Annotated in this window: 18 protein-coding genes and 1 riboswitch; of the genes, 11 read left to right on the forward strand and 7 right to left on the reverse strand. The window is 67.7% G+C overall.

Annotated elements, in window-relative coordinates:
- Positions 1 to 293: 293 nt before the first annotated feature.
- The 7 genes from AC6CH2_RS13590 to AC6CH2_RS13620 all read left to right on the forward strand — a co-directional run bounded on the left by AC6CH2_RS13590 (position 294) and on the right by AC6CH2_RS13620 (position 9,052).
- Positions 294 to 1,382: an SGNH/GDSL hydrolase family protein gene (locus AC6CH2_RS13590; protein WP_435394007.1), complete on the forward strand. Its 1,089-nt coding sequence runs from the start codon at positions 294 to 296 to the stop codon at positions 1,380 to 1,382.
- 26 nt (positions 1,383 to 1,408) lie between these two features.
- A complete protein-coding gene (locus tag AC6CH2_RS13595; protein ID WP_498269688.1) occupies positions 1,409 to 2,080 on the forward strand; it encodes a hypothetical protein in 672 nt (223 codons plus the stop codon).
- Positions 2,081 to 2,118: 38 nt separating this feature from the next.
- Entirely contained in the window at positions 2,119 to 4,569 is a 2,451-nt protein-coding gene (gene lnt / locus AC6CH2_RS13600; RefSeq protein WP_498269689.1) for an apolipoprotein N-acyltransferase, read from the forward strand.
- A gap of 453 nt (positions 4,570 to 5,022) precedes the next feature.
- Entirely contained in the window at positions 5,023 to 5,472 is a 450-nt protein-coding gene (locus AC6CH2_RS13605) for an ATP-dependent zinc protease family protein (RefSeq protein ID WP_498269690.1), read from the forward strand.
- A gap of 61 nt (positions 5,473 to 5,533) precedes the next feature.
- Positions 5,534 to 6,442 carry a 30S ribosomal protein S6--L-glutamate ligase gene (rimK, locus tag AC6CH2_RS13610; protein WP_498269691.1) on the forward strand — a complete coding sequence of 303 codons (909 nt, stop codon included), beginning with the start codon at positions 5,534 to 5,536 and terminating at the stop codon, positions 6,440 to 6,442.
- 599 nt (positions 6,443 to 7,041) lie between these two features.
- Positions 7,042 to 7,725, forward strand: a complete 684-nt coding sequence (locus tag AC6CH2_RS13615) for a response regulator transcription factor (RefSeq protein WP_031371404.1) — start codon at positions 7,042 to 7,044, stop codon at positions 7,723 to 7,725.
- Positions 7,726 to 7,729: 4 nt separating this feature from the next.
- Positions 7,730 to 9,052, forward strand: coding sequence for a sensor histidine kinase (locus AC6CH2_RS13620; protein WP_498269692.1), 1,323 nt, complete (start codon positions 7,730 to 7,732; stop codon positions 9,050 to 9,052).
- 367 nt (positions 9,053 to 9,419) lie between these two features.
- On the opposite strand, the gene AC6CH2_RS13625 is transcribed toward AC6CH2_RS13620, so the two are convergent.
- The 4 genes from AC6CH2_RS13625 to metF all read right to left on the reverse strand — a co-directional run bounded on the left by AC6CH2_RS13625 (position 9,420) and on the right by metF (position 13,686).
- Positions 9,420 to 10,334 carry a branched-chain amino acid transaminase gene (locus AC6CH2_RS13625; RefSeq protein WP_498269693.1) on the reverse strand — a complete coding sequence of 305 codons (915 nt, stop codon included), beginning with the start codon at positions 10,332 to 10,334 and terminating at the stop codon, positions 9,420 to 9,422.
- 106 nt (positions 10,335 to 10,440) lie between these two features.
- Positions 10,441 to 11,172 (reverse strand): hypothetical protein, encoded by a 732-nt coding sequence (locus AC6CH2_RS13630; RefSeq protein ID WP_498269694.1) that lies wholly within the window; start codon positions 11,170 to 11,172, stop codon positions 10,441 to 10,443.
- A gap of 172 nt (positions 11,173 to 11,344) precedes the next feature.
- A complete protein-coding gene (locus AC6CH2_RS13635) occupies positions 11,345 to 12,613 on the reverse strand; it encodes a M12 family metallo-peptidase (RefSeq protein ID WP_498269695.1) in 1,269 nt (422 codons plus the stop codon).
- 248 nt (positions 12,614 to 12,861) lie between these two features.
- Entirely contained in the window at positions 12,862 to 13,686 is an 825-nt protein-coding gene (gene metF, locus AC6CH2_RS13640) for a methylenetetrahydrofolate reductase [NAD(P)H] (protein WP_498269696.1), read from the reverse strand.
- A 142-nt stretch (positions 13,687 to 13,828) separates the two neighbouring features.
- Between metF and AC6CH2_RS13645 the strand changes: the two genes are divergently transcribed.
- Positions 13,829 to 14,527, forward strand: a complete 699-nt coding sequence (locus tag AC6CH2_RS13645) for a GNAT family N-acetyltransferase (RefSeq protein WP_498269697.1) — start codon at positions 13,829 to 13,831, stop codon at positions 14,525 to 14,527.
- 205 nt (positions 14,528 to 14,732) lie between these two features.
- On the opposite strand, the gene AC6CH2_RS13650 is transcribed toward AC6CH2_RS13645, so the two are convergent.
- Both AC6CH2_RS13650 and ahcY read right to left on the reverse strand, forming a co-directional pair.
- Positions 14,733 to 15,524 (reverse strand): hypothetical protein, encoded by a 792-nt coding sequence (locus AC6CH2_RS13650; RefSeq protein WP_435395396.1) that lies wholly within the window; start codon positions 15,522 to 15,524, stop codon positions 14,733 to 14,735.
- 385 nt (positions 15,525 to 15,909) lie between these two features.
- A complete protein-coding gene (gene ahcY, locus AC6CH2_RS13655) occupies positions 15,910 to 17,355 on the reverse strand; it encodes an adenosylhomocysteinase (protein WP_435395394.1) in 1,446 nt (481 codons plus the stop codon).
- A 72-nt stretch (positions 17,356 to 17,427) separates the two neighbouring features.
- Positions 17,428 to 17,547, reverse strand: a riboswitch (S-adenosyl-L-homocysteine riboswitch).
- Between the two features lie 286 nt (positions 17,548 to 17,833).
- On the opposite strand from ahcY, the gene AC6CH2_RS13660 reads away from it, so the two are divergent.
- The 3 genes from AC6CH2_RS13660 to AC6CH2_RS13670 all read left to right on the forward strand — a co-directional run bounded on the left by AC6CH2_RS13660 (position 17,834) and on the right by AC6CH2_RS13670 (position 22,647).
- Positions 17,834 to 20,386 (forward strand): alpha/beta hydrolase family protein, encoded by a 2,553-nt coding sequence (locus AC6CH2_RS13660; protein WP_498269698.1) that lies wholly within the window; start codon positions 17,834 to 17,836, stop codon positions 20,384 to 20,386.
- A gap of 183 nt (positions 20,387 to 20,569) precedes the next feature.
- A complete protein-coding gene (locus tag AC6CH2_RS13665; RefSeq protein ID WP_498269699.1) occupies positions 20,570 to 21,496 on the forward strand; it encodes an XVIPCD domain-containing protein in 927 nt (308 codons plus the stop codon).
- A 128-nt stretch (positions 21,497 to 21,624) separates the two neighbouring features.
- Entirely contained in the window at positions 21,625 to 22,647 is a 1,023-nt protein-coding gene (locus AC6CH2_RS13670; protein ID WP_498269700.1) for a hypothetical protein, read from the forward strand.
- A 77-nt stretch (positions 22,648 to 22,724) separates the two neighbouring features.
- On the opposite strand, the gene metK is transcribed toward AC6CH2_RS13670, so the two are convergent.
- Positions 22,725 to 23,948 carry a methionine adenosyltransferase gene (metK, locus tag AC6CH2_RS13675; protein WP_498269701.1) on the reverse strand — a complete coding sequence of 408 codons (1,224 nt, stop codon included), beginning with the start codon at positions 23,946 to 23,948 and terminating at the stop codon, positions 22,725 to 22,727.
- Positions 23,949 to 23,996: the final 48 nt, after the last annotated feature.

The following is a 23,996-nucleotide window of genomic DNA, read 5'->3' on the forward strand; positions in this document are numbered from 1 at the left end:
TCAATGAGACAGCACGATTTCAGATAACAGACTTGCTTGATTGCTGCCCAGATAGCAGTCCTCATCGGCGCATATAGCGCGTATACGGCCCCCAAACTCCAAACCGTGATGCAGCCCCCCGCTGCTGTTGCAGCGCACATTGCGCCCCCTGAAACCATACGCTAGCGTCCGGGGGCGATGGCAGGGGGGCGTGCTGCGAGGTCCGGGCATCCCCATCGTGATTCGGGTTTCGCGTTACTCATCGGGCACCCACCGGTGTCCGCAGCGCTCATCACCTCGAAGGGGAATTAAGGATGAAGACTCTGTTCCGCAATAAGGCGGGGCGGTTGCTTTCGGCTGCGGCGCTGTTCGCGCTCTCGGCTTCGGGCATGGCCAGCACGCTCAACCAGAACGTGTCGTGGACCGTCGACCGGCCCGCGACTACCACCAAGTACCGCGTCGTCGCTTACGGCGATTCGATCTTCGCCGGCTACAACGGTTCGATCAGCAACGCGGCGCGCTACTCGGCGCCGACCGTGGATGCCGAGTACCTGTCGGCGCGCTGGAATGTCGATGTCGAAAGCATTCGCCGGGCCAAGTCCGGTGCGGTGGCGCGGGATGTGTACGAGAATAAGATCGTCGCCGACCGTTCCTACATGCAGGCCGCCTCGACCCGGGTGGTGAGCTTCGAGATGTGCGGCAACGACGGCCTGCAGGCGCGCACCGCGTTCAAGGAGCAGACCGGTACCTGCAATTACAGCGGGCTGGACGCGGCGGTCAGTTCCTGCAGGACCTACGTGGCGGCGGCGATGGACTACATCAACGCCAATGCGCATGCCAACACCAAGCTCAAGGTGATTTCGAATCTGTATTACCCCGGTTACAACGCCGACAACGTGCAGAGCTCGTGCCGCGATGCCGCCACCGGCCAGACGGTGAACATGCGCGATCGCTTCCTGCCCGCCATCGCCAAGATGAATTACTGGATGTGCGAATACGCTCGCCAGAAGGGCTTCCAGTGCGCGGACAGCTTCGCCCAGTACATGGGCGCGGACTACGACAGCAACGGCGACGGCCAGATCGACTCCGACGCTTTGCGCTACGTGGCCGGCGAAAGCGAGGCGAGCTACATCAACCGCACCGCCGTCACCTTGCGTGCGACCTTGCGCGACGCCAACACCAAGTTCGTGTCGTCGTCGAGTTCGTTCGACTACATCCAGTCCGACGATACCCACCCGACCTACACCGGCGGCACCGTGTCGGCTGGGCTGTGGGGCGGCAGCACCGGCACCGGCGCGCCGCGCTATTCCAGCTTCACCAACGGCCGCAGCCCGATCTGGAACCAGTACGGGCACGAGCGCATGGGCTGGGCTTTGTCGGTCTATCAGCCGGCTTCGCCCTGACGTATGCGCCCGGCGGATAGCCGACCATGACCCGGCGCGATCGCCCGCATGCCCCGTCGTTCCGAGCGGACGGCGAGGGCATGCGTGTGATCGCGAAAACGCCCGCGGGTCGAGGTGGGCGCGCGCCGTGGATGGTCGGCGCCGTGGTCTTGGCCGCCGTGATTGCGGCGGGGTGGTGGATGCGCGAGCCTGCGCGCGGCGCGTATGCCGTCGCCGCAACGGCCGGCGTGGATCGCAACGCGGTGTCCGCTCCGCTCGACGGTTCGCCTGCAACCGCGAGTCGCACACGACCCGCCGCACCGTCGCCCGAACCGCCCGCCATGCCGAGCAACGATCCGAACGACCTCGCCGCTTACTTCCAACCCGGCGACCCCGAACCCACCGGCGCCCAGGTCATCGAGGCCTTGCAGCAAGCCGGCGTGCGTACCGGGCTCGGCGCATTCAATCCGCCCGGGACCAGTCCACCGCTGCTCGGCCTGGCCGTGCCGGAGAACTACGAGCTGCCCACGGGCTATGTTCGCCACCATCAGGTGACCGACGAGGGCGTGCCGATCGAGCCGGTGCTGATGTTCGCTCCGGGCTTCACCTTGCACGACGCGCAGGGCCGGCCCATCGCGATGCCGGCCGATCGGGTGGTGCCGCCGGAACTCGCACCGCCCGGGATGCCGCAGCGGCCGATCCGGATTCCCCCGCGCTGAACCCGCGACACGGAGTGTTTCGATTGATCCAGGAGCGGTTGTCCTCGTCCCGCTGGCGTAGCCTCGCCGGCATTCTCGCCACCGCTGTCCTGCTCGGCCTGTACGCGCGCGGCGGCCCCGCCTGGGGCCTGGGCTTCGTCGCGCTGGTGCCGTGGTTGTTGGTTCTCGACCGCGACAGGTCCACGCTGCGCACGTTGGCGAATGCGGCGTTGATGAGCATCGCCTTCGCGGCCGCCGTGTTTCATTGGTTCGGCGCGGCGATCGGCGCCTATATCGGGGTAGGCGCGCTCACCGCGACGACGGTGTTGCTGGTGCTGGCCCCCGTGCTGCAGCCGCAATTCCTCGCCTTCGCGCTGGTGCGCCGGTGGGCGGGGCGGCGTTACGGGCCGGTGCTGCGCGCCCTGGCCGCGGCGTCGGCCTGGGTGGCCTGCGAGTGGCTGCTGCCCAAGCTGCTGGGCGACACCTTGGGGCACGGCCTGTTTCCGTCCGCGGTGTTGCGCCAGGTCGCCGACCTCGGCGGCGCCGCCGGCATCACCTTGTTGTTGCTGTTGGTCAACGAGACGGTCGCATTCGCCGTCCGCCAGCGCGACCGCGGCATGCGCGCACTGCTGCGGCCGCTCGCGCTGGGGGCGCTGATCGTCGTGTGCATGGCAGGCTACGGCGCGGTGCGCCGTGCCGGCTTGCAGGCGCCGGTGGCCGACGATGCGCCGACGCTGCGCGTCGCCATGGTCCAGGCCAACATCACCGACTACGAGCGCTTGCGCAAGGAAATCGGCGCCTATGCGGTGGTGCGCAAGGTGCTCGATACGCATTACGAATTGTCCTGGTCGGCGATCCGCGACCACGGCGCCGACGTGCTGTTGTGGTCGGAGACCGTCTACCCGACCAGCTTCGGCAGCCCGCGCAGCGAGGACGGCGCCGCGCTGGACCGCGAGATCCAGGGCTTCGTCGATACCGCCGGCGTGCCCCTGGTGTTCGGCACCTACGACCGCGACGAACAAGGCGAATACAACGCCGCCGCGTTCCTCGAGCCCGGCAAGGGCTTGCTCGGCTTCTATCGCAAGAGCCATCCGTTCCCGCTGACCGAGTACGTGCCGCGTTGGCTCGACGGTCCGCTGTTGCGGAGCTGGCTGCCGTGGACCGGCGGCTGGCGCGCGGGCGACGGCGCGCGTGTGCTGCCCCTGCGCAGCGCGGACGGGCGCGAGGTCAACGTGGTGCCGCTGATCTGCCTGGACGACGTGCATACCGACCTGGCCATCGACGGCGCACGGCTCGGCGCGCAAGCCATCCTAGGTATGTCCAACGATTCCTGGTTCACCGCTTACCCGGTAGGCGCCCGCTTGCACCTGGCGGTCGCCGCCTTCCGCAGCATCGAAACGCGGTTGCCGCAGGTGCGCGTCACCACCAACGGCCTCAGTGCGATCATCGACGACACCGGCGAGGTGCTGGCGAACACCTCGGTCGGCGACCAGGCGGTGTTGACCGCCTTCGTCGGCGCCCGCGACCCGTCGCCCACCTTGATGGTGCGCTGGGGCGATTGGGTAGGGCGCGCGGGCATGGTCTTCCTACTGGCTTTGACGGCGCTGGCCGTATGGCAGGCGTTGCGCCGCCGCGTCGTCGCCGCGCCGGAACCGGAAGCGGTCGTCGACGCGGTGGTGCTGACCCCGTTGTGGCGCGCGCTCAGCGGCGTGTTGAGGCTGTGCGCCGGCGCGGGGCTGTTGTGGCTGGCCTTCGACATGCTGGCGCGTACCGGCTTGCAGATCCAATCCCTGTCGCAGCTGCGGCTGTTCGCCGTGGCGGTGCTGCTGCCGTCGCTGGCGGCCTGGGCCATCGAGTTCGCGTTCGCCGCGCAAGTGCGCGTCGAAGGTGCGTCGCTGGTGCTGGATCAGCGACGGCAACGGATCGAACTTCCGCTGGCGTCGATCGCTGCGTTGCGGCCATGGCGGTTGCCGTTGCCGCGCAGCGGCGTCGATCTGCGCCTGGCCGCGGGCCCGCTCTGGACCAGGAGCCTGGCGTCGGCGCGTCCGCAAGCCTTGCGTCGACTGTTGGTTTCGACCGGCGTGCCGATCGCCTGGGAAGGCCGCTTCGCCGCCGCTCGGGCCGAGCTCGTCCAGCACCGCGACGATGCGCGCCGGTGCCGGCTCGATCATCCGCTGGTGAAGTTCGCGCTATTCCCGTTGCTGCTGGCGCTGGTCGCGTTCCGCCTGCATCAGGTCATCGCCTTCGGCGGCACCTTCGGCGAGTACTACAGCTATGGGTTGGCGGCCTATCTCACCGGCTTGCTGATCTGGTGGGCGTCCTGGGTGATCGGCCTGATGCTGTTCGCCGCCGTGCTGCGCGTGGCCGTCGAAACGGTCGCGGCACTCGCCATGGCGCTGCGCTACGCGCACGCCGCCGTCTTGCGCGACGCGCTGGAATGGCTGGGCCGCTTGGCGTTCTACCTCGGCGTCCCGGCCTGGCTGGCGTGGCGGCTGTTGTCTACGGGGTGAGCGGGGCGGCGTAATCGGGTGCGGTAGCCGACGCTAGGCGTATCGCCGAACCGGCGATACGAGGCGATACGAGGCGATCCAGGACGCGCCGCAGCGCGCGTCAGCCGCCCACGCCATCGCTCCTGACCGGTTCAGCGATTGCGTTCGCCGTGCGATGTGAAAGGTTCATTTCGACGGCCGCGCCACAGCCGCTCCGGCCGTCGCGCGGCACGCATCGACGCTTCACTATCGGCGCGCTAGACTGCGCGCCCGGTCCCGAGTGGGTCGTCGCGCATCGCACCGCAGCCGCAGGCCGGACGATCCGCGCCTGCCCGGGTCCGACACGTACGGCGGCCGCGAGGTCGCCGTTTTTTGTCGCCGCGCTGCGCCCGGAACGGAACGACCGGCGGCGGTCGCGGTCCAAGCCCGGTCGCGGTCGTCCAGGCCGGCAGCGGTCGCTACTGCGGAGGTACGATGTCATCGAAAATCCTCCTCGGTTGGCGCGAGGCGGCGGCGTTGCCCGCGTTGGGGCTGGCCGCGATCCGCGCCAAGATCGATACCGGCGCGCGCAGCTCGGCGCTGCACGTGGATTCGCAATGGCGCTTCGTCGAGGCCGGCGGGCCCTGGGTGGGCTTCGAGCTGACCCTGGGGGCGCCGGGGGCGGAGCGCGTCGAGGCACGGGCGCCGGTGCACGACGAGCGTTGGGTCACCGACTCCGGCGGTCATCGCAGCAGCCGGGTGTTCATCCGGACCGTGCTGAGTCTGGCCGGCGTCGAACGCGAAATTGAAATAAACCTGGCGGATCGTCGTGGCATGCGTTTCCCGATGTTGCTCGGCCGCACCGCGGTGACCGAGCTGTTCACGGTCGATCCGTCACGCTCGTTCCTCCACGGACGCGTCCGGCGGCGCCACCCGCGCGTCTGAACGCGCCGGCCGCCGGCCTGTCCTCTCCTCCATGTTCTTGCACCCACGCGAATCCCTTCCGATGAAGCTTGCGATCCTGTCGCGCAACACCAAGCTCTATTCGACCCGCCGGCTGGTGGAGGCTGCCCGCGAGCGCGGCCACAGCGTGCGCGTGCTCGACCCGCTGCGCTGCTACATGCGCATCGCGTCCGACGGTTTCGAGATGCACTACAAGGGGCGCGAGATCTCCGGTTACCACGCGGTGATCCCGCGCATCGGCGCCTCGGTGACCCGCTACGGTTCGGCGGTGCTGCGCCAGTTCGAGCTGATGGAGACCTACACCCCGAACACCTCCGACGCGATCCTGCGCGCGCGCGACAAGCTGCGCAGCCATCAGTTGTTGGCCGCCGAGCGCATCGGCCTGCCGGCGACGGTGTTCGGCGACAACCCCGACGACACCGCCGACCTGTTGTCGATGCTCGGCCCGCCGCCGCACGTGATCAAGCTCAACGAGGGCACCCAGGGCGCCGGGGTCATGCTGACCGAGAAGCTGTCGGCGTCGAAGGGCGTGATCGAGGCGCTGCGCGGCCTGTACGCCAACTTCCTGGTCCAGGAGTTCGTCGCCGAGGCCAAGGGCGCGGACCTGCGCTGCTTCGTGGTCGGCGGCCGGGTGGTCGCGGCGATGAAGCGGCAGGCGCCGAAGGGCGACTTCCGCTCCAACCTGCACCGAGGCGGCACCGCCAAGGGCGTGCGCGCGAGCGCGGCCGAGCAGGAGGTGGCGGTCCGCGCCGCCCGCGTGCTCGGCCTGGGCGTAGCCGGCGTCGACTTGATCCGCTCGGTCCGCGGCCCGCTGGTCCTGGAGGTGAACGCCTCGCCGGGCCTGGAGGGCATCGAGGAGGCCAGCGGAGTCGACGTGGCCGGGGAAATCATCCAGCACGTGGCCGGCCAGCTGAAGCTCGGGTCCGGGCGCCGCACCGCCACCAGACGCTGAACAGGCGCCCAGTCGAGCCCCCGAGCCGGCCGGGCGGGGGGAATGGCAAGCCTGGCAGGTCATCTGCCGGCGATCCGCCGAACGGTGCCTCCCCGGCGCGGAAGGGCCGGGCCCTCGAGATGACAACTTCGGGTTGCTATTAATTATTTTTTAACATCGTTTTTAACGACCGTTTAATCGAAATCCGCGTAGCGTTACCCGGACCGCAGCACTGCCGCTCCTCCAAGTCACGCTCCTCGTCAGAACGTTACGGATAGGGATCTGGTCGAAAGCAGGTTACGGTAATCGGGGCAATACCCTTTTGGCCCAAGCGCGGTGGCCCCGCGCTTGGGCCTTTGTTTTGCGGGTTTTTTGCCGATCCAAGCCCTCGGCCGCCGGCGCCGCGGACGCCGCGCGAGGCGGTCCGGCATCGCGGCGGGCAGGGCGCCGGCCGCGAACCGTGACGGCCGCGGCCTGCCGCCATGCCATCCGGCTCATCCGGCATTGCCCCGCGCTCTGGCAGAATCGTTCGCTTGCCGCTGTTGCGCTTCGCGCAGCAGCCCGACTCTGGAACCCGGGCGCGATCTTGCGGTCGAACGCCACTCAACTGGGAAGAGCCCATGCGCATACTCGTGATCGAAGACAACCAAGACATCGCCGCCAACCTCGGCGATTTTCTCGAAGACCGCGGCCACACGGTGGACTTCGCCGCCGACGGCATCACCGGACTGCACTTGGCCGTCGTGCACGACTTCGACGCCATCGTCCTCGATCTGAACCTGCCCGGCCTCGACGGCCTGGAGGTCTGCCGCAAGCTGCGCAACGAAGCGCGCAAGCAGACCCCGGTGCTGATGCTGACCGCGCGCGACAGCCTCGACAACAAGCTGGCCGGCTTCGATTCCGGCGCCGACGACTACCTGATCAAGCCGTTCGCCCTCCAGGAAGTCGAGGTTCGCCTCAACGCCCTGTCGCGCCGCGGCCGCGGCGTGCAGACCCGAGTGCTCAATGCCGCCGACCTGGAATACAACCTCGACACCCTGGAAGTGCGTCGCCAGGGCAAGCTGCTGCAGCTCAATCCGACCGCGCTGAAGATCCTGCAGGCGCTGATGGAAGCTTCGCCGGCGGTGGTCACCCGCCAGGAGCTGGAAACCCGCGTGTGGGGCGAAGAGTTGCCCGACTCCGACAGCTTGCGCGTGCACATCCACGGGCTGCGCGCGGTGGTCGACAAACCGTTCGAGACGCCGCTGATCCAGACCCGCCACGGCATCGGCTACCGCATCGCAGCGCCCGAAAGCAACGGTTGACCGCGTGGCCTCAGGGGAACCTTCCGCAGCGCGGTTGAAGAAGAAGCGCTACCGGCGACGGTTGCGCAGCCGTATCGTCCTGTCGTTCGTGCTGCTGGGCTTCGGCCTGACGGCGATGTTCGCGTTCGCGACCAATTGGACGCGGACGCGGGTCGAGAACGAGCTCGTCGCGGACGTGGTGAATCGCAACATCGACGAGTACGCCCGGCAGTACTACTCGGCGCCGGACTCGAAGCCCGAACTGCCGTTCCAGCAGATGACGCTGCGAGTATATAAGAGCGACCGCTTCGAAAAAGTACGCATCGAGCAACCCGACTGGTACATCTTGCCCGACGGCATTCACAACATCGAGGGCAAGGACCCCGACGGCACTCCGTTCTCGTACAAGCTCGGCGTGCGCAAGACGCCGACCGAGTGGTTTTTCCTGGCCTACGACATGAGCCAGGGCGCGAAGAGCGAGGAGCAGTTCAACCGGGCGATCTATCTGTCGGTGCCGGTGTTCACCCTGTTCTCGCTGCTGGTCGGCCTGTGGGCAGCCTCGCGCGTGATGAGCCCGGTGTCGGAACTGGCCAACCGGCTCAAGCGTTCCGGCCGCAGCGCGCAGGCCGAGGCGCTGGCAGCGCACTTCCCCGACGACGAAGTCGGCCAGCTCGCCGAAGCGCTGGACGACTACGCCGAGCGCCTGACCAACGTGGTCCAGCGCGACCGCGAGTTCAACGCCGACGTCAGCCACGAGCTGCGCACGCCGCTGGCGGTGATCAAGGGCGCGGTCGAGCTGCTGCTGTCGCGCCCGGACATCGAGGAAAAGACTCGCAATCGATTATTGCGTATCCAGCGCGCCGAGCAGCAGTGCACCGACCTGATCAGCGCTTTGCTGCTGCTGTCGCGCAACGAGCGCGGGCACGGCTCGACCGACGTCGCGCGGCTGTCGGAACAACTGCTCGATGCTCATCGCGCCCAGCTCGGCGGCAAGCCGCTGGTGCTGCGCATCGAAGGCGAACAGGGGCTGGTCGTCGACGCCCCGGAAGCGGCGGTCGCGGTCGCGCTGGGCAATCTGATCGGCAATGCGGTCAAGTACACGACCCAGGGCGAGGTGGTGGTGCGCCTGCACGCGCGCTCGGTCGACGTGATCGATTCCGGCCCCGGCCTCAGCGCCGAAGACGCGGCCAAGTTGTTCGAGCGCGGCTACCGCGGCACCCATGCCGGCCACTCGCAAGGCGGCGGCATCGGCCTGTCGATCGTGCGTCGCCTGTGCGAGCTCTACGGCTGGGACGTTCGGGTCAAGCCCGGGAAGGACGTGGGGGTGGTGGCCACGCTTACTTTCTGAGGGCCGGGACTCGGGACTCGCTCAAGAGCCGGGACTCGGGACTGGGGACTCGGGACTCGCTCAAGAGCCGGGACTCGGGACTGGGGACTCGGGACTCGCTAAGAGCCGGGACTCGGGGTTCGGAACTCGGGACTCGGTAAGAGCCGGGACTCGGGGTTCGGAACTCGGGACTCGGGACTCGGTAAAGCAAAAACAAAACGCCCGGCTTCGTCGAAGCCGGGCGTTTTGTTTCTACCGAGCCGGTGATGAGCTACAGGCTCGCGCCGGACCGCTTTACGAGTCCCGAGTCCCGAGTCCCGAGTCCCGAGTCCCCAGTCCCCAGTCCCGAATCCCGAATCCCGAATCCCGAATCCCGAGTCCCGTCAGCTCAGCTGACGGGCTCCAGCCACCCATACTTATCCGCCGTCTTGCCGTTGAACAGGCCGAAGAACAGTTCCTGGATGCGCTCGGTGACCGGGCCGCGGCGGCCGCTGCCGACCTGGCGGCCGTCGACCGAGCGGATCGGGGTGATCTCGGCGGCGGTGCCGCACATGAACAGCTCGTCGCACAGATACAGGTACTCGCGCGGCAGATCGCGTTCGACCACTTCGATGCCGACGTCGCGGGCGAGGGTGATGATGGTGTTGCGGGTCAGGCCGTTGAGCAGCGCGGCGCTGACCGGGGTGGTGTGCAGGGCGCCGTTGAACACCAGGAACAGGTTTTCGCCCGCGCCTTCCGAGAGCAGGCCGGTCGAGGCGAGCGCGATGCCCTCGCCGAAGCCCAGGCGACGCGCTTCGCGCGCGACCAACTGGCCGGACAGGTAGTTGCCGCCGGCCTTGGCGCCGGCCGGGATGGTGTTCGGGGCGAAGCGCTGCCAGCTCGAGACGCAGGCGTCGATGCCTTCCTCGAGCACGCTGGCGCCGAGGTACTGGCCCATCTTCCAGGTCGCTACGGCGACGTCGGTCGGGGTGTCGGCGGACAGGCCGAAACCGCCGAGACCGCGGTAGGCGACCGGGCGCAGGTAGTCGGTGGTGTGGCCGTTGGCCTTGATCACTTCGTGGCAGGCCTGGTTGATCTGCTCGACCGAGTACGGGATACCCATGTCGTAGATCTTGGCCGAGGCGAACAGCCGCGTGTTGTGGTCGTTGAGGCGGAAGATGACCGGGCCCTGCGGCGTGTCGTAGGTGCGAATGCCCTCGAATACGGACGAACCGTAGTGCAACGCATGCGACATGACGTGGGTGGTCGCTTCGGCCCAGCGCTTGATCGCACCGTTGTGCCAGATCCATTCGGGGTATTGCATCGTCGGCTTCCGTGGTGGGGTTGGGGAAACCCCTATTGTGCCCTGCCTGCCGGGTTCAGGCCCAATCGAGCGGCGTATGGAACGTCTGCGGCCGCGCGCACGGCGATCAGCCGCCGCGGATCCACCAGCAGCCGAAATGGCGGTATAGGCCGAACACGGTGCGCGACGGCGTCACCCCGTTGGCCATGGTCTGCTCCAGACGCAGCGCCACCGGCGTGCGCCGCTGCGCGACCGGCGCTGCGGGCGGCGGCGCGGCCGCGCTGCCCTCGCTCGCGGCCTCGGGCGCGTCGGCCGTGGCGGCGCCGGCCGGGCTGCCCAGCGGGGTCGCCGGCGCCGGGATCGGCGGCAGTGGCGCGGTGGCGGCGTTCGGCGCGGCCGGCGGCAAGGTGGTCCAGCCCACGCCGCTCGGTTCGGGCGGTGCCGGCGACGGCGACGACAGGATCGGGGCGATGTCGAGCAAGGGACGCTGGGCGATGGCGTCGAGCCGCTGCAGCACCGCATAGCCCTGGTCGCCGGACATGCCGGCCCAGTGATAGGCCGAGGCCAGGCGGTTGCTGTCGTGGGTATCGATCGCGCTGGTGATCAGCCCGATCAGGTCGCGTAGATTGCGCGCGCAGCCGCCGACGTAGGCCTGCTGCTGCTTCTGCTGGGCGGCGGCGCCGCGCGGCAGGCGGTCGACCCCGCCGACCGCGGCGCAGTCGCGGTCGGTATAGACCGAATTGCCGTGGATGTCGGTGCAACGGCGGATCTGCGCCGGGGCGGCGCCCGGGTACAGCATCGCCACGGCCCACAGGGCGGTCGACGACGACAACAGGCAAAGGCGGGCGAACGAAGGCATCGGCGAAGACTAGCGCCGAGGGGCGGCCAGGGACAGTGCGGCGATACCGCGAGGGGCCGGGGGCCGCGGTGGCGCCGTCGCCGCGTCGCCGACGCCGCGGCCGGATCGCCGCGGCGTGGTGCGAGGACGCAGCCCACGGGCTGCGTCCTCGCGGCTGTCGCCTAGACGGCGATCAGCGGAACGCACCCACGGTGGCGGCGCGTTCGTTGAGCACGCGGGCGTTGTTGCTCTTCGCCGCGGTGCCCATCGGCACGCCGTTGTAGGTGATGTTCGGGTTGGACCAATAGTTCAGGCGCGGACAGTTGGAGCCGCAGTTGTAGGCCATGATGGTGCGCCAGGTCTTGTTCGGCGCCCAATAGCCGTGGCCGTAGGCATAGGTGCCGTTGGTGCCGTTGTTCGGATCGTGGTGGGCGCCGAAGTTGTGGCCGATCTCGTGGGCGAAGCTGTAGTAGCCGGTCATGCAGGTGTTGCCGACCACGCTGAAGGCGCTGGCCGCGTTCGAGTTGAGATAGCCCAGGCCGCAGTACGCCGGGTCGGTGATGATCAACACGTTGACGTCGGCGGCGATCGTGTTGCGGGTGGTGTGGTAGCTGTCGAGATAGCCGTCGCTGGTGCCGCGGAAGCGGCTCAGGTCGGTGTCGAAACCGGCGCTGACGTAGCTGTTGGTGTAGTTGCCGGCCAGCTCGAAGCGCACGTTGACCGCGCTGTTGGCGAAGCTCTGGTTGCTCTCGGTGATCGCCAGGTTGGACTTGGTGGTGATGTTGCCGACCGCGTTGGCGGCCGCCTGGGTGTAGACCACCATGACGCGCACGGTGACCGGCGCCTTCTCGCCGGCGGCGGCTTCATTGAACTTGGGGTCGTTGAGGAAGGGCACGATCGGCTTGGCAGTGTAGGCCGCGGCCGGATGATCCGGCGGCATCAGCGCCTCGTCGATCAGGCTGATGGTGTGGCCGCCGTTCTTGAGCGGATCGATGCGGTAGAGCTTGCCGCCGCTGCGCACGGTCCCGGACATCTGATCGCCCTGGCGCACGATGGTGGCCGATTCCTCCGGATCGCCGATGAGTTCGGCGCCGGTGAACTGGTTGATGCGCTTGAGCTGGGTGTTCGGGTCGCCGACCAGGCCCTGCCAGATCACCACGCCGTCGGACTTGCGCTCGGCCTGCAGCTTGTGCGCCTTGAGGCTGACGCCGGGTGCGAGGTTGAGCAGCAGTTCCTGCTGGTTCTCGGTGATCTGAGCGGTGTTGGCGCGGACCAGGTCGACCTTGACCGCGGCGCGCTCGGCCTTGACGGCCTGGTAGGCGGTATCGGAGTTGGCGCTGCGTATCTGACTGACGGCGGGCGAAGAAAACAGCGGGGCCGGTTCGGCGGCCGAGGCGGCGCCGGCGAGGCCGAGCGACAGAGCGATGGCGAGGTTCAACGGCAGCAACTTGCGTGCGGACATGATGCGCTCTCTCCAGTGAGGACCGCTGCGCGTCGGGGCGCGGGGCTCCGACGGCGGTCGCGAGGGCATCGCCCGTCGTGGCGATGCGTCCTGCTGGCAGTGAGCTACCGCGCCGTCGCGCCGCTCAAGACCCAACTTGTCGCAGGACAAATCGGAGATGAGACCTTTGTTAGCAATTCGTCATCGGCGCTCGCCGTGCCAAGCCGTTTCTTGACGCCTGCACTTGTTCTTTCAGGTGCCTGAATGCATCAGGCGATGCGCGACAGCACCGTCAGGGTCGGCTTGGCCAGGTTGAGGGTGTAGAAGTGCAGGCCCGGCGCGCCGCCCTCGATCAGGCGGCTGCACAACTGCGCGACCACATCGGCGCCGAACTCGCGCACGCTGTCGGCGTCGTCGCCGTAGGCCTGCATGCGCTGGCCGATCCAGCGCGGGATTTCGGCGCCGCACAGGTCGGAAAACCGCCGCAACTGGCTGAAGTTCGAGATCGGCATGATCCCCGGCACGATCGGAATGTCGATCCCGGCGGCGCGCACGTCGTCGACGAAACGGAAGTACGCATCGGGGTTGTAGAAGTATTGGGTGATCGCGCCGTCGGCGCCGGCGCGGACCTTGCGCTTGAAGTTCTCCAGGTCCGACAGCGCGTCGCGCGCCTGCGGATGAGTCTCCGGATAGGCCGCGACTTCGATATGGAAATGGTCGCCGGTTTCGGCGCGGATGAATTCGACCAGTTCGTTGGCGTAGCGCAGGTCGCCGGCGCTGGCCATGCCCGAGGGCAGGTCGCCGCGCAGCGTCACCAGGCGCCGGCAGCCCAGGTCGCGATAGCGCGCCAGCAGCTCGCGGATCTCCGCGCGGGTGCCGCCGACGCAGGACAGGTGCGGCGCGGCGTCGAGCCGGTGTTTATCGCGCAGGCGCTGGATCGTGTCGGGGGTGTAGCTCAGGGTCGAGCCGCCGGCGCCGAAGGTGCAGGACACGTAGTTCGGCGAGTAGGGCTTGAGCTTGGCCGCGGACCGGTCCAGCTGGGTGCGCTGCTCGTCGGTCTTGGGCGGGTAGAACTCGAAGCTGATCGGCAGCATGGGCGAGTCGCACGGTGGTGGGTGGCTGGATAATATCTCTCTATCGCGATGAATGAAACAAGCCTGTTCCAGTCCGGGCCGGCGCTTGCCTAAACTGGGGCCATTGCCGCGATAAGCCGCCCATTCCCATGAGTACGAGCCGATGAGTGCCGCCGAGCCCCATGTTCTCGATAACCCGATCTGGTCGTCCCTGCGCAGTCGCCACGTCGCGCTGGCGCTGAGCGCCGGGCCGCTCGCGCGCTACCCGGCGCAGGTCGCGCCGTTCATGGGCGTGGCCGAGGAGGGCGCCGACGCCGCGGCCGCTCTGGAGGAGCTGGTGCCGGCGCAGGACACCGTGTTGCTGCTCGACCGGGTGCCGGCGATCCCGACCGGCTGGGAGCTCAAACACCTCGCCGACCTGGCGCAGATGATCTGCGAGGCGCCTATCGCCGGCGACCCGGCGAGCGAGGACACGAACGACATCGTCGAACTCGGCGAAGACCAGCGCGGCGATGTGCTCGCATTGACCGCCCTGGTATACCCCCATTACTTTCGCCCGCACACGATGCGCCTGGGCCGCTACTTCGGCGTTTACCGCGACGGCCTCCTTGCGGCGATGATCGGCGAGCGCATGGGCATGGACGGCTACACCGAGATCAGCGCCGTCTGCACCCACCCGGACTTCAACGGCCACGGCCATGCGCGCCGGCTGTTGAGGTTCCTGTCCAACGACAACCACGCACGCGGGCTGATTCCGTTCCTGCACGTCAGCCACGAAAACCCGCGCGCGGTCGGGTTGTACGAACGCAACGGCTATCGCCTGCGGCGGGATATTCCGTTTTGGTCGTTGCGGCGTTCGTAGGCGCCAACGGTTGCCGCGCTGGCCCATCGCTTGAGCGAAAGCCGCAAGGTGGTGCGGGCTACGTGATCGATGCCTCGGTCGTGCAACGGCGTGTCGCGGCTTGCGCCGCTCCTACCCCCAACGCGCGCATCCAGGGGTAGGAGCGGCGCAAACCGCGACACGATGCCGAGGCTCGCGGCGCTACTCCAGCTTAGCCGCGTAGTCTTCAAATTCCCGGAATTCCCGGCACATCGTCCGGCAAGTCGATATCGGGCAGATCGATATCCGGTAGGCTCACGTCGGGCAAGTCGACGTCCGGCAACAGGTCCAGGTTGAGATCGGGCACGGCTACCGGCGGCAGGTCGGTGATGTCGGGGAACCAGGATTGTTCGGTCAAACGGTCGAACAAACGTTCGCCCTGTTTGCCGAGGGCGAGCGACGGCCCCAGCGGAGTGAAGGCGAAGGGGCCGGCATCGCGCAGGTACTGCACGCCGGTGTCGCCGAGGATCTCCGGCACGTCTTCGGGTTCGAGCTTGCCGATGGTGATCTTGGTCTGGTCGATGCCTTCCTGGTTGAGCACGTCGCCGATGTCCGGGGTCAGCGCGATCACCGTCAGGTCCTGCACGGACAAGTCGTACAGGCCCGAGTCGACGTAGGCGTCGGGATGGCTGGCGAAAGCGAAGCGGCGGAACGCGGCGGAATCGCGCTCCAGCTCGGCAAAGCCCTGCGGGTCGCGGATGCGGTAGTCCTCGATCGCCGTCTGCAGGGCGAGGGTGGTCTTGTCGCGCCATTCCAGCCCTTCCGGCGACAGGTCGGTGCCGTCCAGCGCGGCGAACCGTTCCATGTATTTGTCGCCATAGCCCAGGTAGTAGTCCGGCGGTTCCACGCCCGGATTGCGCGCCTGGAAGTCGGCGAGGCGCTGTTCGTAGTAAGCCGGGGTGCCGACTTCGACCGGGGCCGGGTCGTTGGCAGGCGGGGTGTAGCTCGGAAACGACGGGCCGTCGATGGGGCGGATCATGGCGTGCTCCTGCAGGGTTGCGCCGCCAGCCTAGCGGCCGCGGTTGCGCCTGCCAGCCTCGGTAGGACCCTAGGTCGGCGGATCGTTCGCCGGTTCAGCCATGGGGGCATCAGTGTGTTGTGTGGACCATTACACGCCTCCCTTCGGCCGATGCACGGTGCTTGCGGCGGCGTGTCGCGGCTTGCGCCGCTCCTACCCTTGGATGCGCGGCTTTGGGGTAGAAGCGTCGCGAGCCGCGACCGCGATGCCGCGGTTGGCGGCGTCGTTGCGGTGAGCGATGTCGGCGACGAGCGAGGGAACGTCGCGGCGAGCAGAGACCGCAAAAAAAAACGGGCGCCGAAGCGCCCGTTTCGTGTCGCATCGATCCGCCTCGCGGCGGGACCGATCAGTAGCGGTAATGATCCGGCTTGTACGGGCCGTCGACCGAGACGCCCAGGTACTTGGCCTGGTCTTCGGTCAGGGTGGTCAGCTTCACGCCGATCTTTTCCAGGTGCAGGCGCGCGACTTCTTCGTCGAGCTTCTTCGGCAGGATGTAGACCTTGGCTTCGTAGTTGTCCTTGTTGGCCCACAGGTCGATCTGCGCCAGAGTCTGGTTGGCGAAGGAGTTCGACATGACGAAGCTCGGGTGGCCGGTGGCGCAACCGAGGTTGACCAGGCGGCCTTCGGCCAGCAGGAAGATCGAATTGCCGTTGGCGAAGGTGTACTTGTCGACCTGCGGCTTGATGTTCAGGCGCTTCGCGCCCGAGGCGGCCAGCGCATCGACCTGAATCTCGTTGTCGAAGTGGCCGATGTTGCAGACGATCGCCTGGTCCTTCATCTGCTGCATGTGGGCCAGGGTCAGCACGTCCTTGTTGCCGGTCGTGGTGACGTAGATGTCGCCGCGGCCGAGGGTGCTCTCGACGGTGTTGACTTCGAAGCCTTCCATCGCCGCCTGCAGGGCGTTGATCGGGTCGATCTCGGTGACCACCACGCGGGCGCCGTAAGCGCGCAGCGAGTGGGCCGAGCCCTTGCCGACGTCGCCGTAGCCGCAGACCACCGCGACCTTGCCGGCCAGCATCACGTCCATCGCGCGCTTGAGGCCGTCGGCCAGCGACTCGCGGCAGCCGTAGAGGTTGTCGAACTTCGACTTGGTGACCGAGTCGTTGACGTTGATCGCCGGGACCAGCAGCGAGCCGGCTTCGGCGAGCTGGTACAGGCGGTGCACGCCGGTGGTGGTCTCTTCGGACACGCCCTTCCAATGCTTGACCACTTCGTGCCAGAAGCCCGGACGCTCGGCGTGCACGCGCTTGAGCAGGTTCTTGATGACCTGTTCTTCGTGGTTGCCCGACGGGGTGTTGACCCAGCCGTCGCCGTTTTCGAGCTCATAGCCCTTGTGGATCAGCAGGGTGACGTCGCCGCCGTCGTCGACGACCAGTTCCGGGCCGCGGAACTTGACCGCGCCGTCGCCCGGGAAGGTCAGCGCTTCGAGGGTGCAGTCCCAGTACTCTTCCAGCGACTCGCCCTTCCAGGCGAACACCGGCGTGCCGCTCGCGGCGATCGCGGCGGCGGCGTGGTCCTGGGTCGAGAAGATGTTGCACGACGCCCAGCGCACGTCGGCGCCGAGGTCGCGCAGGGTCTCGATCAGCACCGCGGTCTGGATGGTCATGTGCAGCGAGCCGGTCACGCGCACGCCCTTGAGCGATTGCGCAGCGGCGTACTTCTTGCGGATCGACATCAGGCCCGGCATTTCGTGCTCGGCGATGTCGATTTCCTTGCGGCCCCAATCGGCCAGCGAGATGTCGGCGACCTTGTAGTCGCCTTCGGTCGAGAAGGTCTTAGGTACTGCGTTCATGCTGTGTCGCTCCAGTTCTTTGGGGAGCCGGCGGATGCCGGGTCCGGCGAGTCATCGCTTCAAAGCGATCGCTCAAACCGGGCGCCGTTAGGACTACGCCTCGCCGAGCCTGGCCGTCATTCTGGAAGTCCGCAGCGGGTGCGGGCTTTGCGGAAAGATCCGCGGACGACGGTCGCAGCGCCCCTCGGCGGGCTGAGCGCGCAGTATATCGCGGCGCCCATGACCGCCGCACGGCGCCGGGCCGGATGCGCCTGAATATGACGTTCATCGCGAAACCGCGTGGAGCCGGTTTGCGGTCCCGAACGTCGCCCGAATGCATCCGCCCGGCGGCGGCCCGGGCAGCCCCAATGGCATAGGCCGGCGGTCGCCGCCTCGGGCTAAGCTCGGGCGGGGTGCCCGGCCCAGGCGAGTTCGCATCGGCCGAGCGCCGGCCGGGTTGCGGCGCTCAAGACTTCTTCACTTACGGATCGGATCGAGCATGAACTCAATCGCGCGACGCAGCGGCCACGACGGCCTGTCCTTCCCGAAGCCGCCGTTCCGGGCCTTGCGCCGGCCGGACCTGCTGCTCCTGCTGCTCCTGCCGCTCTCGGCGGCGAGCGCGCAGACCGCGCCGGCCAGCGGTTACCAGCTACCGCCGAAGGCCTTGCAGGCCATCGTCGATGCGCCGCGACCGCCGCAGATGTTCACCAGTCCGAAGCGCGACCTGGTCGCCCTGGTGCAGACGCCGTCGTTGCCTGGCATCGAAGTAGTCGCGCAGCCGGAACTCAAGCTCGCCGGCCTGCGCATTCATCCGCGCACGCGCGCGCAAAGCCGCTTCACCTTCGGCGCCGGCCTGAGCCTGCTCGATATCGCCGGCGGCAAGAGCCTGGACGTGGAAGGCTTGCCGGCGCCGTTGTCGCTGGCCACCCTGGACTGGTCGCCGGACCAGCGCTGGATCGCCTTCAACCGGGTCGACAGCGCCAGCGGCGCCAACGAGCTGTGGCTGGTCGAAGTGAGCCGGCGCCGCGCGCACAAGCTGGTTTCGGGCCTCAACACCGTGTCCGGCCGCGGCTATGCCTGGATGCCCGACAGCCGCCGCCTGCTGGTGCAGTTGCAACCCGAAGGGCAGGGCGAGGCGCCGCCGACCGACGCCACCCCGAACGGGCCGGCGGTGCAGGAAACCGAAATCAGCGCGACGGTGCGGCAGATCCGCACCTACCAGGACCTGCTGCGCAACGAGAGCGATGCGCGCGTGTTCGAGTACTACCTGCGCTCGCAACTCGCCACCGTCGACCTGGCCGGGACGGTCGTGCGCGCCGGCGCGCCGCAGTTGTACCTGGAAGCCACGCCGTCGCCCGACGGCCGCCATGTCCTGGCGACCCGGGTCGAGCGGCCGTTTTCGTACCAGGTGCCGGTGTCGATGTTCGCGCACCGTATCGAGGTGTTGGCCCCGGACGGCAAGTTCGAGCACGAGATCGCGCGCCTGCCCTTGGTCGACGGCCTGCCGACCGGCAACGATGCGGTGCCGACCGGCGTGCGCGAGATCGCCTGGCGCGGCGATGCGCCGGCGACGCTGATCTGGGCCGAAGCCCAGGACGGCGGCGACCCCGCGCGCAAGACCGAGATCCGCGATGCGGTGATGATGCAGGCCGCGCCGTTCGAGCGTCCGCCGCAGACCCTGATGCGTCTGGGCGCACGTTACGCCGGTGCGCATTGGGGCCGCGGCGATCTCGCCCTGGTCGACGAATTCTGGTGGAAGACCCGCCAGACCCGGCAATGGCGGATCGCGCCGGACCACGGCGATCGCGCGCCCGAACTGATCTTCGAAGGCTCGAGCGAAGACCGCTACAACGATCCCGGCGATCCGGTGATCATGCGCGACGAAAACGGCCAGCGCCGCCTGCTGACCAGCGCCGACGGCGCGAGCCTGTTCTACATCGGCCGCGGCGCTTCGCCCGAAGGCGACCGGCCCTTCCTCGACCGTTACGACCTGGCCGACAGGAAGCGGACCCGGCTGTTCCACTCGCAGGCGCCGCATTACGAAGCGCCGCAGGCGTTGCTCGACGATCGCGGCCAGCGCCTGTTGACCTTGCGCGAGTCGCCGACCGAGCCGGGCAATCTGTACCTGCGCGACCTGTCCGCCGCCGATGCGGCGCCCCGCGCACTGACCCGCTTCCCGCATCCGACGCCGCAGCTCAAAGACATCAAGAAAGAACAAATCCGCTACAAGCGCGGCGACGGGGTCGAGCTGACCGCCGACCTGTACCTGCCGCCCGGTTACGACGCCAAGCGCGACGGGCCGCTACCGTTGCTGATGTACGCCTATCCCGCCGAATTCAAGTCGGCCGCCGCGGCCAGCCAGGTCAATGGTTCGCCGTATCGCTTCAACTCGGTCAGCTACTGGGGTCCGCTGCCGTACCTGGCGATGGGGTATGCGGTGCTCGACGACCCGTCGATGCCGATCGTCGGCGAAGGCGAGCGCGAGCCCAACGACACCTACATCGAGCAGCTCACCGCGAGCGCGCAGGCGGCGGTCGACGAAGTGGTACGCCGCGGCGTCGCCGACCGCGAGCGCATCGCGGTCAGCGGCCATTCCTACGGCGCCTTCATGACCGCGAACCTGCTCGCCCACACGCGCTTGTTCAAGGCCGGCATCGCCCGCAGCGGCGCCTACAACCGCACCCTGACGCCGTTCGGCTTCCAGGCCGAAGAGCGCAACTACTGGCAGGCCGAACCGACCTACCGGGCGATGTCGCCGTTCAACTACGCCGACAAGATCAAGGACCCGCTGCTGTTGATCCACGGCGAGCAGGACAACAACTCCGGCACCTTCCCGGTGCAGAGCGAACGCCTGTTCGCCGCGATCAAGGGCCTGGGCGGCAAGGCGCGCCTGGTGATGCTGCCGAACGAAAGCCATGGCTACCGCGCGCGCGAATCGATCCTGCACATGCTGGCCGAGACGAACCGCTGGCTGGACCAGTACGTCAAGAACGCCAAGCCAGCGGCGGCGCCCGCCGCGAAGGGCAAGGACAAGTCGGCGGCGGCGAAGTAGCCCGTCCGGCTCGCCGCCGGACATCGCACCGATCCCGAAGGGCCGCTCATGCGGCCCTTTTTCGTTAAGCAGGACAACGAAGGACCATGCCGCCGGCACCGGCTGCGTCCGGCCTTGCGCCGGCGGGTGTCGGATCTCCGCACGGCAGGCGCATCGAACCCCTGACGAAGGAGCGCGAACACCATGCGAGTCAAAGTAGGCCTGGACGAATGGCTGGCGGCCGACCCGAAGCAGACCGAGCTGATCACCGATGGTCTGCTGGGATGCGTTGCGGTGGCATTGACCGGCAAGGACCGGATCGCCCTGACGCATGTCTACGACGTCGCCAAGGACGGCGAGCTTTGGCCGGGGTACCGCGAGAAACTCGACGATGCCTTGCAAGCCTCGCAGTTGGGCGAGCCGAAGGATATCCGCGCGGTGCTGGTGTATTCCGATCACACCAGCGGGCCGTTGTGCGAGCGTATCGGGAGTTGGCTGTCGCAGCATGGCATCCAGTCGCAACGACGGCAGGACGACGGCTGCCGGGTGTCGGATTCGGTGTCCGGGCCGATCGTCGTCGGCAAGAGTCTGGACCGCAGCGACGACTACAGCTACGGCTATCGGACCACGAGCGAGGCCGACCTGCCGGTGGTGCGGTCCGCGTTGTCGAAGGACGCGGGGGCGGCCACGCCGGCGTTGCGGGACCCGCGGATTTCGCTGGCGGACGCGAAGACGCCGACCTTGGGCGAGCCGTCGCATCCGGGATATCCGTTGTATGCCTCGATTCTCGGCGGCGTAAAGGCTTTGGACGGCGGCATGTTCAAAGGCAACGATATCTGGGAGCAGCAGATCGCCGCCGAATTGACCGCGCGATGCCTCGATGCCGGCGTCCGCGAGGTCAGGCAAGTCGCTTCGGGCGCCAACGATGCCGATCAAGTGTTCGTGCTCCCTGCCGGCCGGCAGGAGTCCGCACCGCACGATCTGTGCGTGGACGCCTTGGACGTCAACGAGGAGACCATCGCCAACGCGAGCGAACGCGCCTTCAAGCACTATGCGCCGATCGGCCAGCACAGCGAAACGCAGGGGGTCCACGCGCAAACCCAGCACAGCGGCCTGACCAAGGGCATCTAAAGCGGCGTTGCGACGGCGCGCCCCGACCGTATCGGCCGCCGTTTCGCGTTGAGTAATCAGTTCGACGCGGCGAATTCGTCGCCGCCATCCCTCGAACCCGAAGTCTGCTCGTCATGACGGAGAATGCAATGAACGATCGAGTCAAAGTCGGTCTGAACGAATGGATCGTCGCCGATGCCGGCACCACGGACCTGGTCACCGATGGTTTGTCCGGTTGCGTGGCGGTGGGGCTGGCGGGCAACGGCAAAGTCGCGCTGTCGCACGTCTACTCGGGTTGCGACAGCGAGAAGGCCTGGGGTGACTACCATCCCAAGCTGGAAGCGGCCCTGGAAAATTCGGGCTTGGGCGACCTGCGCGGGAAGAAGGCCGTGCTGGTATGCGCCCAGGGCGGAGACGCCGGCGGCCAGGACGGATGGTTGCCGGCAAAGCTCAAGACCTGGCTCGAAAGCAAAGGCGCGGTCGTCGAAACCCGGCAGGACAACGGCTGCCGGATTTCGGTCGACGCCGATGGGGTGACCTCGACCCTGAAGAAGCACGACACCGCCGAGTTCTACAGCCACGGTTACAAGACCTCGCGCGATTACGGATTGTCGGCCGACCCGAGTACCGAAGCGGCCACCTTGGCGACGCTCGGCAAGCCTTGTTACCCGGCGGCGCTGGCGCAGGCGAGGGAAACGCCCAGCGTGTCGGCGCCGGTTTTGGCGGTCGGGGCGAGCAAACCGGCCGAGGCGGCGGCACTGACCGATAAGCACCACCCGATGCATGGCTTGTACGCGGAAATCCTGGGTAAGGTGCCCGGCAAGGCGTTCGATCTGCAGGAAGGCGAGAACGTCGCCGATTTGTTCAGCGCTCAACAAGCGGCAGCGGCCCTGACCGTGGCCTGCATGAAGCGGGGCATCTACGGCGACATCGACGAGATCAAGACCTTCGTCCCGCCGGGCAAGGAGGACACGATGCTGAGCGCGACCAACCGCGCGCCCATCGAATCGCGCACCTTCGCCGCGGTGAATCTGGAAGACGTATGCGATATGTCGATGTCGAAGCTGAGCGCCGAGGCGGCCAGCCTGCATGCCGCGCGCGCGCTGTCGGCGACGCCGTCGAATACGAACCCGTCGCAGACCCTGGGCAGCACCTCGCCCCAGCATCTGTAAGGCCGCGGCCAAGCGGCGCGACCACGAAAAAGGGCCGCTTTCGCGGCCCTTTCTCTTGAGGCGACGTCGCTGCCGGCTTATTTCTTCAGCCCGGCATCCTTGCGCAGGTCGTCGGCCTTGTCGGTCTTTTCCCACGAGAACGCGGTCGCGGTCTGCTTCTTGCCGGCGCTGTCGACGTAGCCGACTTCCTTCGGCTTGCGGCCGAAGTGGCCGTAGGCGGCGGTGGGCTGGTAGACCGGGTGGATCAGGTCGAGCATCTTGACGATGCCGTACGGGCGCAGGTCGAAGTGCTTGCGGATCAGCTTCTCGATCTTGTCGTCGCTGATCTTGCCGGTGCCGAAGGTGGTGACCGAGATCGAGGTCGGCTCGGCCACGCCGATGGCATAGGAGACCTGCACTTCGCACTTGTCGGCCAGGCCGGCGGCGACGATGTTCTTGGCGACGTAGCGCGCGGCGTAGGCGGCCGAACGGTCGACCTTCGAGGGATCCTTGCCCGAGAACGCGCCGCCGCCGTGGCGGGCCATGCCGCCGTAGCTGTCGACGATGATCTTGCGGCCGGTCAGGCCGCAGTCGCCGACCGGGCCGCCGATCACGAAGATGCCGGTCGGGTTGATGTGGATCTTGTTCTTCGGCAGCTTCTCGAGCCAGGCCTTCGGCAGCACCGGCTTGAGCACGTGCTCGTACACGCCCTCGACCAGGTCCTTCTGCTTGATGCCCGGGTCGTGCTGGGTCGACAGGACCACGGCGTCGAGGCCGACCACCTTGTGCTCGTTGTCGTAGCGCAGGGTGACCTGCGACTTCGCGTCCGGACGCAGCCAGGGCAGCTTGGAGTTCTTGGCCTTGCGGATCTTGGCCTGCTGCTCGACCAGGCGGTGCGAGTAGTAGATCGGCGCCGGCATGAATTCCGGCGCTTCGTTGCAGGCGTAGCCGAACATCAGGCCCTGGTCGCCCGCGCCCTGTTCTTCCGGCTTCTTGCGGTCGACGCCGGCGGCGATGTCGGGCGACTGCTTGCCGAGCATGTTGATGATCGCGCAGGTGTGGCCGTCGAAGCCGACGTTGGAGTTGTCGTAGCCGATGTCGTTGATGACCTTGCGCGCGATCGCCTCGATGTCGACCCACGCATTGGTGGTGACTTCGCCGGCGACGATGGCCGCGCCAGTCTTCACCATCGTCTCGCAGGCCACGCGCGCGCGCTTGTCCTGGGCCAGGATGGCGTCGAGGACGGCGTCGGAGATCTGGTCGGCGATCTTGTCCGGGTGGCCTTCGGAGACGGATTCGGAGGTGAACAGGTAGCTGGACATCGAGGCTATATCCTCGTATTCGGATAGAAAGATGGCCGCACATGATAC

Source organism: Lysobacter sp. GQ73, assembly GCF_059758755.1.

Bases quoted from the DNA above. Each gene is read 5' to 3' on its own strand.
- AC6CH2_RS13660 (WP_498269698.1), top strand. From the start codon at position 17,834: ATGAACTCAATCGCGCGACGCAGCGGCCACGACGGCCTGTCCTTCCCG.
- AC6CH2_RS13590 (WP_435394007.1), top strand. From the start codon at position 294: ATGAAGACTCTGTTCCGCAATAAGGCGGGGCGGTTGCTTTCGGCTGCG.
- AC6CH2_RS13625 (WP_498269693.1), bottom strand. From the start codon at position 10,334: ATGCAATACCCCGAATGGATCTGGCACAACGGTGCGATCAAGCGCTGG.
- AC6CH2_RS13635 (WP_498269695.1), bottom strand. From the start codon at position 12,613: ATGTCCGCACGCAAGTTGCTGCCGTTGAACCTCGCCATCGCTCTGTCG.
- AC6CH2_RS13670 (WP_498269700.1), top strand. From the start codon at position 21,625: ATGAACGATCGAGTCAAAGTCGGTCTGAACGAATGGATCGTCGCCGAT.
- AC6CH2_RS13645 (WP_498269697.1), top strand. From the start codon at position 13,829: ATGAGTGCCGCCGAGCCCCATGTTCTCGATAACCCGATCTGGTCGTCC.
- rimK (WP_498269691.1), top strand. From the start codon at position 5,534: ATGAAGCTTGCGATCCTGTCGCGCAACACCAAGCTCTATTCGACCCGC.
- AC6CH2_RS13650 (WP_435395396.1), bottom strand. From the start codon at position 15,524: ATGATCCGCCCCATCGACGGCCCGTCGTTTCCGAGCTACACCCCGCCT.
- AC6CH2_RS13665 (WP_498269699.1), top strand. From the start codon at position 20,570: ATGCGAGTCAAAGTAGGCCTGGACGAATGGCTGGCGGCCGACCCGAAG.
- AC6CH2_RS13630 (WP_498269694.1), bottom strand. From the start codon at position 11,172: ATGCCTTCGTTCGCCCGCCTTTGCCTGTTGTCGTCGTCGACCGCCCTG.
- AC6CH2_RS13615 (WP_031371404.1), top strand. From the start codon at position 7,042: ATGCGCATACTCGTGATCGAAGACAACCAAGACATCGCCGCCAACCTC.
- metK (WP_498269701.1), bottom strand. From the start codon at position 23,948: ATGTCCAGCTACCTGTTCACCTCCGAATCCGTCTCCGAAGGCCACCCG.
- AC6CH2_RS13605 (WP_498269690.1), top strand. From the start codon at position 5,023: ATGTCATCGAAAATCCTCCTCGGTTGGCGCGAGGCGGCGGCGTTGCCC.
- ahcY (WP_435395394.1), bottom strand. From the start codon at position 17,355: ATGAACGCAGTACCTAAGACCTTCTCGACCGAAGGCGACTACAAGGTC.
- metF (WP_498269696.1), bottom strand. From the start codon at position 13,686: ATGCTGCCGATCAGCTTCGAGTTCTACCCGCCCAAGACCGACGAGCAG.
- AC6CH2_RS13595 (WP_498269688.1), top strand. From the start codon at position 1,409: ATGACCCGGCGCGATCGCCCGCATGCCCCGTCGTTCCGAGCGGACGGC.